Annotated in this window: 15 protein-coding genes and 1 pseudogene; 7 read left to right on the plus strand and 9 right to left on the minus strand. The window is 45.1% G+C overall.

The features are described 5' to 3' along the window. The first annotated feature begins 183 nt into the window (after positions 1-183). On the plus strand, positions 184-975 hold the full coding sequence (xth, locus tag J7545_RS21085; RefSeq protein ID WP_318697904.1) for an exodeoxyribonuclease III: 792 nt from the start codon (positions 184-186) through the stop codon (positions 973-975). Between the two features lie 13 nt (positions 976-988). Then, positions 989-1,636, plus strand: coding sequence for a response regulator transcription factor (locus tag J7545_RS21090; protein WP_318720108.1), 648 nt, complete (start codon positions 989-991; stop codon positions 1,634-1,636). A gap of 10 nt (positions 1,637-1,646) precedes the next feature. Here the strand turns inward: J7545_RS21090 and J7545_RS21095 are convergent, their stop codons facing one another. The 3 genes from J7545_RS21095 to J7545_RS21105 all read right to left on the minus strand — a co-directional run bounded on the left by J7545_RS21095 (position 1,647) and on the right by J7545_RS21105 (position 4,840). Beyond that, the gene (locus J7545_RS21095; protein WP_318697918.1) at positions 1,647-3,557 is read right to left on the minus strand and encodes a serine/threonine-protein kinase; all 1,911 of its coding nucleotides are present in this window, start codon (positions 3,555-3,557) and stop codon (positions 1,647-1,649) included. A gap of 177 nt (positions 3,558-3,734) precedes the next feature. Beyond that, positions 3,735-4,454, minus strand: coding sequence for a DUF1997 domain-containing protein (locus tag J7545_RS21100; RefSeq protein WP_318697906.1), 720 nt, complete (start codon positions 4,452-4,454; stop codon positions 3,735-3,737). Between the two features lie 62 nt (positions 4,455-4,516). Then, positions 4,517-4,840: a hypothetical protein gene (locus J7545_RS21105; protein WP_318720109.1), complete on the minus strand. Its 324-nt coding sequence runs from the start codon at positions 4,838-4,840 to the stop codon at positions 4,517-4,519. A 413-nt stretch (positions 4,841-5,253) separates the two neighbouring features. Here J7545_RS21105 and J7545_RS21110 point away from each other — a divergent pair, with 413 nt between their 5' ends. Next, the gene (locus J7545_RS21110) at positions 5,254-5,442 is read left to right on the plus strand and encodes a hypothetical protein (RefSeq protein ID WP_318697908.1); all 189 of its coding nucleotides are present in this window, start codon (positions 5,254-5,256) and stop codon (positions 5,440-5,442) included. A 149-nt stretch (positions 5,443-5,591) separates the two neighbouring features. After that, a pseudogene (locus tag J7545_RS21115) lies at positions 5,592-6,082 on the plus strand (DUF29 domain-containing protein). Here the strand turns inward: J7545_RS21115 and glp are convergent. Both glp and J7545_RS21125 read right to left on the minus strand, forming a co-directional pair. Continuing rightward, positions 6,079-7,317, minus strand: coding sequence for a gephyrin-like molybdotransferase Glp (glp, locus tag J7545_RS21120; protein ID WP_318697909.1), 1,239 nt, complete (start codon positions 7,315-7,317; stop codon positions 6,079-6,081). The pseudogene J7545_RS21115 and the gene glp overlap by 4 nt on opposite strands. A gap of 154 nt (positions 7,318-7,471) precedes the next feature. Beyond that, positions 7,472-7,861, minus strand: coding sequence for a hypothetical protein (locus tag J7545_RS21125; RefSeq protein ID WP_318697910.1), 390 nt, complete (start codon positions 7,859-7,861; stop codon positions 7,472-7,474). 119 nt (positions 7,862-7,980) lie between these two features. Between J7545_RS21125 and hslO the strand changes: the two genes are divergently transcribed. Together hslO and J7545_RS21135 are read left to right on the plus strand one after the other, a co-directional pair. Next, complete coding sequence (gene hslO / locus J7545_RS21130) at positions 7,981-8,883, plus strand: Hsp33 family molecular chaperone HslO (RefSeq protein ID WP_318697911.1); 903 nt, start codon at positions 7,981-7,983, stop codon at positions 8,881-8,883. A 242-nt stretch (positions 8,884-9,125) separates the two neighbouring features. Then, complete coding sequence (locus J7545_RS21135; protein WP_318697912.1) at positions 9,126-11,201, plus strand: hypothetical protein; 2,076 nt, start codon at positions 9,126-9,128, stop codon at positions 11,199-11,201. A 57-nt stretch (positions 11,202-11,258) separates the two neighbouring features. Here J7545_RS21135 and J7545_RS21140 read toward each other — a convergent pair whose 3' ends face one another. Beyond that, positions 11,259-11,561: a YkvA family protein gene (locus J7545_RS21140; protein WP_318697913.1), complete on the minus strand. Its 303-nt coding sequence runs from the start codon at positions 11,559-11,561 to the stop codon at positions 11,259-11,261. Between the two features lie 184 nt (positions 11,562-11,745). On the opposite strand from J7545_RS21140, the gene J7545_RS21145 reads away from it, so the two are divergent. Next, positions 11,746-12,447 (plus strand): MotA/TolQ/ExbB proton channel family protein, encoded by a 702-nt coding sequence (locus J7545_RS21145; protein ID WP_318697914.1) that lies wholly within the window; start codon positions 11,746-11,748, stop codon positions 12,445-12,447. A gap of 458 nt (positions 12,448-12,905) precedes the next feature. On the opposite strand, the gene J7545_RS21150 is transcribed toward J7545_RS21145, so the two are convergent. Genes J7545_RS21150 through J7545_RS21160 form a run of 3 tightly spaced genes read right to left on the minus strand, consistent with a single transcriptional unit; the run spans position 12,906 to position 15,146 of the window. Then, positions 12,906-13,679: an AHH domain-containing protein gene (locus J7545_RS21150; protein ID WP_318697915.1), complete on the minus strand. Its 774-nt coding sequence runs from the start codon at positions 13,677-13,679 to the stop codon at positions 12,906-12,908. Between the two features lie 19 nt (positions 13,680-13,698). Next, positions 13,699-14,940 carry a hypothetical protein gene (locus J7545_RS21155; RefSeq protein ID WP_318697916.1) on the minus strand — a complete coding sequence of 414 codons (1,242 nt, stop codon included), beginning with the start codon at positions 14,938-14,940 and terminating at the stop codon, positions 13,699-13,701. Further along, complete coding sequence (locus tag J7545_RS21160; protein WP_318697917.1) at positions 14,937-15,146, minus strand: hypothetical protein; 210 nt, start codon at positions 15,144-15,146, stop codon at positions 14,937-14,939. Before J7545_RS21160 ends, J7545_RS21155 begins: the two co-directional genes overlap by 4 nt. Positions 15,147-15,314 lie beyond the last annotated feature (168 nt).

Consider the following 15,314-nt stretch of genomic DNA (forward strand, 5'->3'; position numbering starts at 1 on the left):
ACTCAATGGTCGCGATCGCATAACTATAGCATCAGGTTAGAGGGTTACTTGCCCAAAAAATCGCTGGATTTTTTCGCCATCTTTTAACGGCTCAAAGCCAAGTGTAGCCTTAGATTCAAGCCTGTTGTCACCCCCTGAGCTTCTCCCCCTATTACCCATTACCAGCGCGAAGCGCTACAGTGAATGAAAATTGCCACTTGGAATGTTAACTCGATTCGTACCCGACTAGATATTGTTCTGAATTGGCTGCGAGATAACCCAGTGGATGTGTTGGGGTTGCAGGAAACTAAGGTAATTGACGATCTATTTCCGCGATCGCCCTTTGAAGAAGCAGGATATCACGTTTATATCTCTGGCCAAAAGGCTTATAATGGTGTCGCCCTGATTACGCGATCGCCCCTTTCGGATGTCAGCAGTGGCTTTAGCCCCATTTTAGGCGCAGATCGGGTGGGGGAGTTTGACGAGCAAAAGCGTTTAATTACCGGAGTTTTAGACAATATCCGCATTATCACAGTTTATGTGCCCAATGGTGGCGACTTTGAAAGTAATAAATATTTCTATAAATTAGATTGGCTCTCGCTTCTACAAGATTATCTTGATATTCTCCTCAAGCGCCATCCCCAAGGGGTGTGTATTAGTGGCGATTTTAACATTGTTCCGGAAGATCGGGATGTGCATTTTGACGTTTCTCCCAATAGCCAAAAAACCGGAACGACTGCCAAAGAAAGGGAAGCCTTGCAACGCATTCTCAAGTTAGGATTAGCCGACGCTTTCCGGAAATTCAACCAAGAAGAAGGTCAATATACTTGGTGGGATTATCGCCAAAATTCCTTTAAGCGTCAGCGAGGTTGGCGTATCGATCATCACTATTTATCGGCTCCGTTAGGCGATCGAGCTTCAAAATGTATCATTGATATCGCCCCTCGACACTTGTCTAAACCGAGCGATCATACTCCCGTAATTGTCGAGTTTTAATCCCTATTTTTTTATGATCAAAATATTATTAGTAGACGATCAAAGCTTAGTCAGAGAAGGATTATCGAGTCTCCTACAAACCAAACCCGATCTAGACGTAATTGGAGCTGCTGAAAATGGCAAAGTTGCCGTTGAACGATCCCTATCTTTACAACCGGATGTCGTTTTAATGGATGTACGGATGCCGGTTATGGACGGGGTTGCTGCGACTAAAGCGTTGCAAGAGCAGTGTCCCCACATTAAAGTTTTGGTCTTAACCACCTTTGATGATGATGAATATGTCACCCAAGCTGTGCTTTACGGTGCGAAGGGCTATTTATTAAAGGATACGCCCTCAGAAGATTTAGCCGAAGCCATTCGATCGGTTCATAAAGGTTATACCCATTTGGGGCCAGGATTATTAGAAAAAATGCTTACCAGTCAACCCGAACCAGAGGTGAATTCTGCACCACCAGAGTTACAACTGTTAACCCCAAGGGAGCAGGAGGTTTTGAAGCTCATTGGTGCGGGTTATAGTAATCGGGAAATTGCCAAAACCTTGTATATTTCTGAGCGCACGGTGAAAAACCATGTAGCCAATATTTTGAGTCGGCTTAATATCCGCGATCGCACTCAAGCGGCTATCCTGATCAATACCAAGTTTTCCAGCAGTAATGGATGAAGGATAACCCTCACATCCAACGCCAAATTTTAATGGTGGCATCACCACTACCGGTAACTAAGGTTAAACCATCTTGGCTTAAGGCGATCGCCCTCACCCACCAGGAGTGATCGTCTAAGGTAGAGATGGACTTCCAGTTCTCTAAGTCCCAGATTTTGATGGTGCGATCGCGACTACTACTCAACAATACCTGACCATCAGGACTAAACACTAAGCCAAAAATAGAATCGCCATGTTCAGTTAACGTGCGAATTTGATGACCCTTGAGTGAATCCCAAATCCGAATCGTACCATCATCACTACCACTGGCCAAAATCCGATTACGGGGACTAAACGCTAACGCATTAATCCGTTGCGCATGGCGCGGTAAATTTAAATGGAGCGTTCCCGTTTCCACATTCCAAACCTTCACCACTCGGTCTTCTCCTCCACTGGCTAACCAGCGACCATCAGCACTAAATGCTAAGGCATTTACGGCATCCGTATGACTGGTTAAGGTTAACAAAAGTAATTGTTCCCATTCGCCATCTGGAGTCACGGCTAACTGTCGCACTCGTACGGTTTTATCGTTTGAGCCACTAGCTAATAAACTGCCACTGGGACTAAACACCAGAGTATTTACCCAATCACGATGATCGTTTAAAACCAAAATTGGTTGGGTGTGAACAATTTGTTTATCAATAGACTCTGGTAAACGCCAAAATAAAATCCGCTTATCATGACTCCCACTGACTAATAATTCCCCTTCAGGATGGATAGCAACAGCTCCCACAGAAGCCTCATGACCCGTTAAGGTAGACAGCAGAGAAACCTTCTCTAATTTTTGCCCGCTCATCCGCCACAAACAGAGGGTTTTATCTTCACTGGAACTGGCTAAAAGATTGCCTTGGGGATGGATAGCTAAATCCTGAATTTTACCACTATGGTGATGGAGGGTATGGACACAATGCCAATCTTGAACTGCAGGAGGAGAGATTAAATACCCTTCCGGTACAATCACATTGGGGGGACTCGGCACAGGGTTCATATCGGCAATCACAGCTTGGGCTGACTGATAGCGATCGCTGACAATATCTTTGAGCAGTTTATCTAAAATTTGTCCCAGGCGATCGCTAATTACAATCTCTTGTTCTTTGAGTGTTTCTCGCCATAGCCAATTCCCCGTTAACGGATCGAATAATTCATCAGGCGATAACCCCGTCAGCAAATGAATACAAGTCACCCCCAAACTATACAAATCACTGGCCGGATAGGCGCGACCACTGCGGATTTGTTCTATAGGAGCATACCCTTCTGTCCCAATTTTTGTACCGACTCTGGCCATTCCAGTGGCCGTTAACTGTTTGGCAATGCCAAAATCAATTAACACCAGTGCTTTGTCTTGTTTACGGCGAATAATATTCGTGGGTTTAATATCCCGATGCACCACTTTATAGCCGTGTATATACCCTAAAACCGGTAATAATTGTTCGAGAATATCCCAGATTTGCTTCTCACTAAATGCCCCTTGATGCCTTAACTCTTGCCATAGGGTGGGGCCACGAATAAGCTGTTGAACTAAATACAACTGTTCCTGATGTTCAAAATAGGCTAATAGGGTGGGAATTTGTGGATGTTCTCCCAATTCATGCAACCGCATGGCTTCTTGGTAAAACAAATCCGTGGACTTTTGCACCGATTTGTCCCGTCGTTCTCCTGTCGTTTGAATTTGGGGAGAAAATTGTTTAATCACGCAGAAGCTGCGAAGTTTGTCTTCATCAACCGCGAGATAGGTACGACCCATTCCCCCCCGTCCCAGGGGTTTGAGAACTCGATATCGACCCCTAAGCAGCTCTGTTAAGGGTTTTCCACAGTTTTGACAAACCCCTGCATTCTGTGGATTTTCGGGGTGGTTGCAATTGGGGTTTAAGCAGTAGGCCATAGCCGGAAGAGCAAACAATAGTCGCGTTTCTAATCTATTCTGACAGAGGATGGTAAGGTTGGGGTAGGGGTGAGGGAATGGGGGCGTGGGGGAATAAGGGGATTGGGAGACACTCCAGACACTGCAGACACCGGGAAATCACTTATTCTTTACTCCCTACTCCCTATTGCCTATTCCCTAATTGGCTAGGGTTTTATGAAAGTCTTGTTGTACTTTTTTCGCCAAACGGCGAGAAACTTCGCGGACAATTTGTTGCAGGAGGCGATCGCTAGTCGTTTGGATCAAAGATTGGGGTAAGCGATGGATAAACTGGGGAAATCTTACGCCTACTGTTAGATCTAGACTCCATTCCCAGCGTGTCATCACTTCCGGTAGAGGTGAGGGAAGGATGAGATAGCTTTGCAGTTCCTGGAAATATTCTGGGGTAGGACAACAGGGAATTTCGGCCAGATAAAATTGTCCGTGGAAGTTTACTTGATAACCTGGGGGCGTATAATTGGGGAGTTCAATGCTACAAATGCGATAAACTCCTGTTTCATCACAGGGAATCAGTTCGAGTCCTATTCTAACTTCAACTTCAAATTGAAGCGCTCCATAGCGACCAATGAGTAAATCATAGGCATTGTCGCCGATAGAGATCGCTTTCATCGGTAGGGCACACCGAGTAAACCAACTCGAGTGATCGTTGACATAAGTAGCAACTAGAGTCTCTGGTGCATAGAGTTCTACACAGTCGGCATAGTTGAGATGAAAGTACATCCATTCAAAGCCCATTGCCTGAGATACTTTAGAGGACAAGGCTTTGAAGCGATCTCCGAATTTGGGCGATCGCTGAGGTTGTTCGGGAGAGGAAACGTGGTTTTCAGAGCCGGAATCTTGAGAACAAGCATCTGTCAAAACGAGAAAAACCTCCTAGAAACCAGATTGAGATATTCCATTGTATTACCAGATCGTCAGGGTTAGGTTCTCAGGAGCAATAGGATCACGATGCAATCAATGAGGCTCAAATCCCTTAAGAGGTCTTTATTCTTGTTTTCTTCTGGTGAGCTTGAAGACGATTCAATTTCCGTGACGCTCTCCCAGGCTACTCCCGCAACCTGACAAATCTTTTGAAATGCATGTCGATCGATGGGAATCCTACGCCAAAACCTGCGTAGGGTTGCTTGCGATGTTTGAGCATCATGCCACCAGAGAGCGGTTTGAGTTTTTGTCCATCCTTTTTGGCGAATAGCTCTATAAACGTTGTCTAGTCCGGCTTTGGAGGCTGTGAGTGTATCTGCCATAACCCTATCTTGCGATTGCAACAACTAGAGAAGTGCATGACCTCTCTATAGGGTTCTCAGTTTTTAAGCTCAATTTTTATGCACTTTGAGCGAAATTGTTACATAAATTTACATTTTCGGGGTAGGAGGCAACTGGCAATCGATCCACTTGCAAAAAATGAGTCAAACTGAGTCAGTTTTTGCCCTTCAATCTGATATTGTTAGTAAATTGCCCAAAAAACACACAATAAATCATTAATTTCTTTTAATCTTCAAAACAGTTTTTGTTAGCTAAAATAGATAAGTTAGTATGGAGACACGAAGACATAAATGCAAGAGGAACTGAAATCAGAATCCATCTGATTTCACCTCTTTTTCTCCTCTAACTCCCGCACTGCAAGGGCTAAACATCTACCGATCGAGAGACTAGACTGATGATTCGCTTCGGGACACAAGAAAATGACATAATCGTTGAAACCCAGGAAAATGATATTGTTTGGGGACTAGCGGGGGCAAATATTATTGCTAGTAATGCAGGCAGTGATGAACTCTATGGACACCAAGGAAACGATGTCATTTTAGGCGGAATCGGTGCAGATACAGCGCTTTGCGCTGGGGAATAGGGAATAGGGTTGTGGTACATGGAGAGAGAGGATTCAAGCTTGTGTTTCATAACAGCGCTTTGCGCTGTAACATCTGGGGAGGACTCGATAATGATTTCATCAGCCTCGGACTATGCTAGAGTAGCAGAAAATGCAACAGTACAAGGGTTATGGAAGCCTTAAGAGATCGCTCTCTCCTCCCCGATCTCTACAATCGCAACTATTACCTGTGGCTAGAAACTACATCACAGTTGTTACGAGATCGCCAACTCGATCGCATCGATCTAGAGCATCTAGCAGAAGAACTCGAAGATATGGGGAAAAGTGAGAAATGGGAGATCGAGAGTAACCTGGAAATCCTGCTGATGCACGTACTCAAATACCAATATCAAACTGAAAAACAGACCAATAGCTGGGGCTATACCATTTACGAACATCGCGATCGCATTCATAAAGCCTTTCGAGATAGCCCCAGCCTAAAAAATATTTTAACCAAATTTTTGAGGATTGTTATGCAAAAGCACGCCAGCGAGCTGCGATTGAAACCGGAATCAACAGGGATGATTTTCCAGAACTGTGTCTGTTTTCCATAACCGAAACCCTAGATATCAACTATTGGCCGGAAAATCAAGCCGCAGACCACTCCAGTTTTGAGTCCTAAATTGTTAAAACTTGCACCCATTCTCCTGGATGAATCCGATCTTTTCCTGCGGGAATTACAGCAAACCCGGTGGTTCCAGCTAAATTAATTAAATTAGCGGAAATTTGCAAACCTGGAGCTAAATCGAACTCACAGCCTTGGGGAGTATAAGCTAAATTTCCCCAAACATAGGTTTCTCTGGGGCCTCCACGTAATAAGCAGCGATTTTGGGCTAGGACAAATTTCGGTTGCCATCCACGGCTATAACCGGATAGCTTTTTCAGAGCCGGTTGTACAAATCTCCAAAAGCAAACTAATGCCGAAACTGGATTTCCCGGTAAACCAAAATAATATAAACAACTGGGAATTGAGCTTTCGATAAATGTGGCAAAGGTTAAGGGTTTACCGGGTTTTATCTTTACTTTTGTCACATGGAGCGTTGCGCCTAATTCTTTCAAAATTCGGTCAATATAATCATATTCTCCGACAGAAACTCCCCCGGAAGAAATGATTACATCCACCATGGATAAGGCTCCAGAAATCGCTTTTTGAGTCGCCTCTGGGTCATCGGGAATAATGCCAAAACAATGGGGAATGCCTCCCATTTGGGCAATCCCGGCAGCAAGAGCATACTGATTAGAGTCTACAATTTGACCGGGTGCTAAGGGGCGATCGCAAGGAACCAATTCATTTCCTGTAGCAAAAATTGCAACTCTCAGACGACGATAAACGCTAACTTGGTTACATTGGGCAGCCGCTAAAATGGCAACTTCGGGCATATTGACGAGCATTCCTGATTGCAGCAAGATATTACCCACTTGATAAAAGCTCCCTTGTTTGCGGATAAATTCTCCGGATTTAGTAGCCCTCAAAACCGACACTTTTTGGTTCTGTAGCTGAGTGTTTTCCTGCATGACGATGGTATCTGCACCATTGGGAATCATCGCTCCCGTAAAAATGCGGGCGGCTTGTCCTCGCTGTAGAGTGAAATCAGGCACTGTACCGGCCGGCACTTCTCCCACAACTTCCAGAACTGCCGGATTTTCTGGGGAACACTCGCGCACATCCAGATAGCGAACAGCGTAGCCATCCATGGCTGAGTTGTCCCAATGGGGAAAATCGAGACTACTGGTGACTGGACGAGACAGTACGCGCCCCCTGGCTTTATCCAGGGTGACCATTTGAGACTCAGTTTCGGGGTTGAGGGGATGAATGCGATCGAGAATTAAGCGTTCAGCTTCGGCAACAGGTAGCATGGTTAGGGAATAGGGAATAGGGAATAGGGAATAGAGAGTTGTTAATTAACGGCAAATTTTGTAAATTTCCGTGCATTTGGGTCGTGAAAACCAAGGACAATCAATTGTACAATCACCTCTTGTTCGGGATTGTGATGAACCTCTTTGGCAGATATCAGGATTCATCAGGTTGGGTTAAAAATTGTTTGAGTCGGAGTAAACTGAGGGTTTGACCTAAGTTGAGCGGTAGTAAAGTCACTCCTTCGAGTCGGGACTGTATCCATCCGTCGCCCCACATCCATTCATGGAAGCCGTCAATGCCATGACTTAGGAGTAAGCGTAAGTGCCGATCGCCAGCCAAGTCAACTTGATGGGCGATCGCCACCGGCCCCATCCTACTGGTAAATGTAACTCCAGCACTCAATTGTTCGGGTAACCCCTCCGATAACGTTTGCGGCCATAACCACTGACGCAGGCGATCGGGATACAACAGACTCTGACGAATCTTAGCTTCAGAAGCCTCAACTTCTATCCGTAACTGACTCGATTGAAATGTCCCAAACATACCTATCAATCTCAATTGCAAGAGTTCCCTTCTCCAGTATGCCAGAGAGATTTGTCACTGATGTAAAGTTCACTTCCCTGTTTAGAATAAGGAAAGTGTAAAGAAATGTAAGGGGTTTTATGGTAGACCAGTTAATTCGGGCAACGGCAGCCGAGGGTGGTATTCGAGCCGTGGGTGTAATTACTACCCGCCTCACGGATGAGGCTCGTCAACGACATAACCTGTCCTATGTGGCGACAGCAGCGCTCGGACGCACCATGGCGGGAGGATTATTATTTGCCTCTAGCATGAAAAGACCGGGATCGAGAGTAACGATTAAGGTGAATGGGAATGGTCCTTTAGGTTCGATTTTAGTCGATGCGGGTTTAGATGGTACGGTGCGCGGTTACGTCCACCATCCCAGTGTCGAGCTACCCCCCAATGAGAAAGGAAAACTGGATGTTGGAGGAGCAGTCGGTAGGGAAGGCTATTTATATGTGGTGCGAGATGTGGGCTATGGTTATCCCTATTCCACCACCGTAGAATTAGTCTCTGGAGAAATTGGTGAGGATTTAACCCATTATCTGGCCACTTCTGAACAAACTCCTTCGGCTCTCATCCTAGGGGTCTTTGTAGATGCCGATGGAGTACAAGCGGCTGGGGGACTTTTGCTGCAAGTTTTGCCGAAAGCAGCCGAAGACGAAGAGCTGGTGAGTGCCTTAGAATCTCGTGTATCTCAGTTATCTGGGTTTACTCCTCTGCTCCGGGCCCATAAAACGCTGCCAGAAATTTTTCAGGATTTGTTGGGGGATTTCGATCTGCACATTTTTCCAGAAACTCAGATGGTGCAGTTTTATTGTCCCTGTTCGGTGAATCGGGTCTTAGGAGCGTTGAAGTTACTAGGACAGGAAGAACTACAAGATATGATCGAAAAAGATGAGGGTGCAGAAGCCACTTGTGAATTTTGTCAGGAAGTCTATCACATTAATTCCGATCAGTTGGCAGAATTGATTGAAGATTTACAAAGTAATACCGGTTCTTAGAGAAGCCAACCCGAAGTTTTATTCAGGCTCGATCGGTTGGCGTTTCTGAACGACAACGGTAGGATAAGAAGACCAATTATCGGAACCGCCAAGGTTCTTAGGACTTTTCTTCAAGTCTCAAACCTAGCCCGATAATCTTTTACCTTTTGCCTTTTGCCTAGCTCAAAGCGCTATTTTTGCTTTGTTGATTGGCGATCGCCTGCATTGCCCCCATAATATAGCAAGTTTCCCAAACTGGCCCTATGAATTCTCCATCCCATACCCCCGACCCCAATTTCAAGGTTCAGAATATCGGCCCTCAATCCTGGTTATTCTGGATTGCCCTGATCGTTCTTGTGCCAGGAGGTTTAGGTTTTTTAAGTATGTTGACTTTGGTAAAACTGCCGAAGTTACCCAACTGTGACCAGGTTCAATGGGCAACGGCTTCCGCTTCTCTACGGTTGCATTGTGCAGAATTAGCAGCTCAAGAGCAGACAGGAGAAGGGTATTTAGAGGCGATTGAAATTGTCAATGCGTTGCCTATGAATCATCCCTTACGACCTCGGATTAATCAATCGATTGAGGATTGGGCAGAAAATATGCTGGTTTTGGGGGATATGCTGTTTGAACAAGGTAAGTTGCAAGAGGCGATCGCCACAGCGCAAAATATTCCCAGTGATACCACAGCAGCCGATTTGGTCAATAATCGCCTGCAACGCTGGCGGGGCATGTGGGATAAGGCGGAAGAGATTTATGCAGAAACAGAAAATTTAATCCGCAAACGGCAATGGACTCAGGCCTTCCGCCAAGCGACACAATTGCTCAAGATCGATAATGTTTATTGGTCAGAAAACCGCTATCAAGAATTGACGCAATTGATCCAAATGTCTCGTCAAGATGGTAAAACGTTGGCCGAGGCAGAAGATTTGGCAGAGTTAGGAACGGTGGAGGATTTGCTCAAGGCGATTGAGTTAATGGAAAAGGTTGAGAAGTCGAGTTATTTGTATGGAGAGGCTCAAAATCTGATCCGTAAAGTGGGGGGCCAGATGATGGAGGTGGCTGAAGAGCAGTTAGAGGAGCAAGATGCCCAAGGCGCGATCGCTATTGTACAAAGAATTCCGGCTACTGCCCAAATGGAGAAACAGGTGGAAGATTTTACGGTTTTGGCTAAGGCTCATCAATCTACCTGGAGTAATACCGTTTCAGGATTAGAAAAAGGGATTACTCAAGCGAAACAGATTGATATTAAACGACCTCTCTATGGCAAAGCTCAATATCTAATTTCTCGATGGGAACGGGAAATTGAAGATGTGGCTCGATTGGAAAAAGCTCGTAATATGGCTCGTGGTGGTGGGGTGGATGATTTGGCCAAAGCGGTGGCAGAAGTATCCTTAATCTCTAGCAATAATCCCCGCTATCAGGAAGCTTCAACTTTGCTGAATACCTGGAATACTGAAATCCAAACGATTGAAGATCGGCCCTATTTGAATCGGGCTGAATCTTTGGCCATAGGCGGAACTCTGGAGGATTTGCGATCGGCTATTCAGGAAGCGAGTATGATTAGTCCCGGTCGCACTCTCTATAGTCAAGCCCAAGAGAAAGTTGACCGTTGGCAAGACCAAGTGGAGCGGATTGAAGATCGGCCCTATTTAAATAATGCCCAAAGTTTGGCCTTTGCGGGTGATGCTCTCTCTTTACAATCTGCCATTAATGAGGCCCGACGGATTGGCTCTGGACGGGCGTTGTATCCCCAAGCTCAGGAAAAAATTCGTCTGTGGGCGGATCAGTTAGAGCGTCTGGAAGATAGACCGTATCTGGATCAAGCGCGAAATTATGCCAATTTGGGCGATCTAAGCGGGGCGATCGCCTCAGCCAGCCAAATTTCTCCAGGTCGCGCTCTTTCTGATGAAGCTAATGGTTTAATTGAGGATTGGCGATGGGAAATGAGGGGACAGGATAATCTACAAACGGCTCAACAAATAGCGGCTAAGGGTTCGCCAGAAGATTTAGTGGCAGCCATGAATCAAGCTGAACAAATCCCTTGGGAACATCCTTTACGTTCGAGCGCCGAACAGGAAATCAATCGTTGGGGGCAACAACTGTTGAGTTTAGCACAAGCGCGATCCAGTTACGATCTGCCAGGGGCGATCGCCATTGCCGTTAAAATTCCCCCTAGCCATAGTCTCTATTCCAGCGCTCAATCCCAAATTAGGTCTTGGGAAGCGCGTCTAGCTCCTCCCGTTTATACCCCAGAACCCGCTCCTCCGGTACTTGATGTACCAGAGTCTGTTACTCCAGTACCGGGTTTGGAGGTGTTACCGATTTCTAATCCCAATTAACAAGGAATAATAGGCTATTTCCACGTCCCCGCGTCTCTATGTCTCTCGACTCCCTGCCTAATCTAGGGAAACGGCATCCACATCAACTGTGTTTTTGGAAGTCGTTTCACCACTGGGGGAGGTGGCCGTTGATGGCTGTTGCGCTTTCACCCGGTCTAAAATTAGTTGGGAGACCTCCGAAAGCAAAATGACCATGACTGCCACATCATCAATTTGACCAGCGATCGGAAGTATATCCGGGGAAATATCTAGGGGGCTAAAAATATAAACTAACGTCCCCAGAATAATCCACCAGCGATACTGGGGATTACGAATCATATTCCGATACCAGGTGTACAGGGATTGAATTGGGTTACTCATAGAATCTCTTTCTCTCATTGCCTCCATTGTGGCAAACTCTTATCTAAAATGCGGGTAAGGATTTCCCCACCTAGCTCGACGGCAAGGGAAAACCTGATAATAAACTCCGAACATCCTAAAATGTAAGACAATCGAAGAACACCGATCCATTATCCAGCGTTTAGGCACAGAGAAGCAGATAACTATGACGATCGCAGAAATTTTAGAGAAGGGGGGGTTAACCATTGGCCCATTACTGTTCTTATCCGTACTTGCCCTCAGTACGATTATTGAACGGTTATGGTTTTGGTGGACGGTCTTAACCAAGGAAAAAGAATTGATTGTGCAAATTCTTGAAGCGGCACGGGAAGACTGGAGAACTGCACCGGAAATTGCCCGACGCGCCAGCGATCAACCTGTGGGTCGATTTCTTTATGCTCCTTTACGGCTGAGAAATCCCGATCCGGAGGTCTTTCGGTTAGCTCTCGAAGCAGCAGCCGATGATGAATTGGCTGCCATGCGTCGAGGAGATAAAATCCTAGAGGCAGTTATTTCCCTCTCTCCTATGTTGGGACTCTTGGGAACGGTGTTGGGATTAATTAATTCCTTAGGCTCTATTAGTATTGGCGATTTGGCTACGTCTTCCACCCGTGGGGTAACCTTGGGGATTGGGGAAGCTTTAATTAGTACTGCCGTGGGTTTGGTAGTTGCCATTACTGCTGTTGCCTGTTATCGCTTATTTCAAGGCTTGATTTTTATGCAAGTGAAGCTCTTTCGCCGCGCTGGAAGTGAGCTAGAGCTATTGTATCGTCAACATTGGTCGGATGAGGAAAGCGATTATCTCGAAAAAACTCCCCGCACGCTACGCAAAGATTCCGTGAAAGCGGATGGTTCTGATGCACCTTAATGAAGAGGGCGATCGCCGTCTAATACTATTTCTCTATGATGATGTGCTTTAACAAGGGGCTCCCAGCCCCTTGCCTCCCATGGATGAAGGGCCAATTGCCAGTTTGAACTTGCCGGTCTTACACTAAATAAGTTATAAGGTAAGAGCCTCTGTGGAGCGAGTGTAAGACCAGAGGCGAGTAAATCGTTGAAGGCAACTGCTATGAAGCAGAAACCTAAATTGTGAGGTTTCCGCTTCGCGGACATGAATAGGAATCCCCGTTTCTTTAGACCAGGGAGGAGGTCAATCACTACAACAACTATTGGCTTGATTAATGCACTGAAGAATTAAGGGTAGTTCAGATAGTGCAGCAGAGTTTTTGTCTTGAAAATTACTGTATTCACTGTAACCTCTAGAGATCTCTTGGCGAGAAAAATCAATTAACTGTTCAATCTCTCCTGACAACGCATTAGACTCTATCAGAATTTGTCCTGCTTTCTGATTTTTGGCTCTAGTTCTGTATCATTTTTAGACAGGAAATAGGCAGATAAGCGATCGCCATCCCCTAGATCTTGCCAATGGATTTCTAGAATATCATCAATCATTCTACTATAAGTAGAGTGATATCCTGAATGTTTAGGCAACTCCACATCCGTCATCATCTTCAATACTTGTTGTTGTTCGTCAGTAGCAGGTAAGTAAATTCCATTGATCGCAGAATCAAGATCAAATCCTAAATCTATAGCTGCTCTGACCAAAGGACTGTTATTCGCACTTTCACCAGGAATCACATGATGAGCTTGATATTTACCCTCAGGATAGTATTGATTCGTATGGGGAATTTTGTTATCTGTAACTTTGCCCATATTGTTCCTTAAATCACCAGAATTGGCTTCGATCTTGGCTTGAGAGCTAGAAGGTCTAGAAGGAGTTACAGGACTTAGAGAGCTTCTGAGATAAACATCTAGACTTTCTCTATTCAAAAGAGCCAGATACTTAATACGTTCATTCAGAAAAGACTTAATTTTTTCTCCTTGAACCAGATAAGCATTGAAATTGGTCTCCGTTCGCAACCAACCCGCTCGAAACTGTTCGGCATAATTCCCTTCTGAACAAGCATTAAAAATACGCCAAAAATTTTCCAACTGCATATACTCTGATCCGAGCTGATTTAAGTGATTTTCCAAGCTTTTGCGGTACTCGATTAATCGCGCTAATAAAACCTTCGTATTGGTGTTGCTCATCTCAGTCATGCTCATTACTCAAATAGGCTCAAGAATCAGGCGGGCCGGAAAATTTGGGTTGATTTTCTGCTATAGAATCTGTATCTATTTCTTGCTGGCGGCGTTTACAATCCTCTTCAGTCACCAAACTCGATCGCACTCCAGCTTCATTGACGAGATCTTCTCCACTTTGTAATCCAAATCCACGCACATCAGGAACCGGTGCAGACATACTCCCAGTAGCAATACTCCCACCGAGTAATCCCGTCGCTATTTGAACAGCCGCAATCCCTTTTTGAACCGCTCCTGAGAAACTACCAGAAGCGCGATTCAGACGAATCAATTGAGCTTTCCGATAGTTGAGTTCTTGATTGCCTCGAACTGCCAGATTATACGCTGAATCGGCTTGACTTCTAGCTGTATTACAACTAACTTGTGATTGAGTTACCTTGCTTTCTGCTTGATGAATTTCACTCGTTGCGGCTTCCGCTAATTCATGTTCTTGAATAGCTTTGGAATTAGCTTGTGTAATGGCACGATGGGCAGATTCAGCGCTTTCGAGGCTCCGTTCGGCTTCATTGAGAGCTTGGTTGGCTTGTTGGGTAGCGGTATTAGCATGTCCTACCGCTGTCAATGCATAGCTAACTGCTTGCTGGCAGCATCTTACTCTTGCTTGCGCTCTCTCTAATTCTTGCTGTGCAGCATGAACTTCCCTTTGTGCTTCTTCTAGGATCTCAATAGCAACCACAACTTTAGCTTGTGCTTTGTTGTAGGCTTCTTGTTCCGAGTTACAATTCTTTTTGCGTTCTGGATCGTTGATACAGCTACGCAACCTGTCTGCCGCAGATTCTAAATTGCGTTGGGCAGATGCTAAATTTCTTTGGGCTTGTTCATACTGTTGGATCGCCCTCCTGAGTTGTGCTTCTGCTCGTGCTTGCCATGCTAAAGCCTTTTGCAATTGACTTTCCCAAGTGGCAAGAGTGTATTCTGCTTGCTGCCGAGCATTATTAACGATTTCTAGCGTTTCATGGGCTGTTTCTACTGCTGACCCAGACTGAGAGAGCAAATTTTGCACTTCGCCATTGGCTAATTCTACATCATCTAAATCGTCTTTCGCTTGATTGAGGGCGATCGCACTCGATCTTAATGCCTGATTAACGCGCTCTTGAGAGCATTTTTGCGTATGTTCGGCATCTCTTAATGTATCGCTGGAAACTTGATTAAACTTCTGACGTTCCTCTTCTAACGTATCAAAAGTACGAATTAAGACACGAGGATCGTAATTTTTCACAAACTCCCCTCCGATCTATTCACAGCTTCTAAAGCATCGATCCGTTCATCAAGAAAAGCTTTAATCTTTTGCGATTGATTAATATAATCCTTAAACCGAGCATCAGTTTTCAGCCATCCCGAGCGAAATTGATTAGCATAATTGCCTTCAGAAACTGCATTAAAAGCACGCCAGCGCTGTTCTAATTGTGCATATTCTGAATTCAATTGGGCGATATGCCGTTCTAAACTGCGACGATACAGCGCTTTGCGCTGTAATGGTGTACACTGAAGAAAAGAATGTTATGGAGGAGCTAATGAAAGCATACAGCGTAGACTTACGAGAGAAAATAGTCAAAGCGCATTTAGTAGAAAACTATTCAATCAGACAAGTAT

The organism is Roseofilum sp. SBFL, assembly GCF_017746885.1.
Lineage (GTDB): Bacteria > Cyanobacteriota > Cyanobacteriia > Cyanobacteriales > Desertifilaceae > Roseofilum.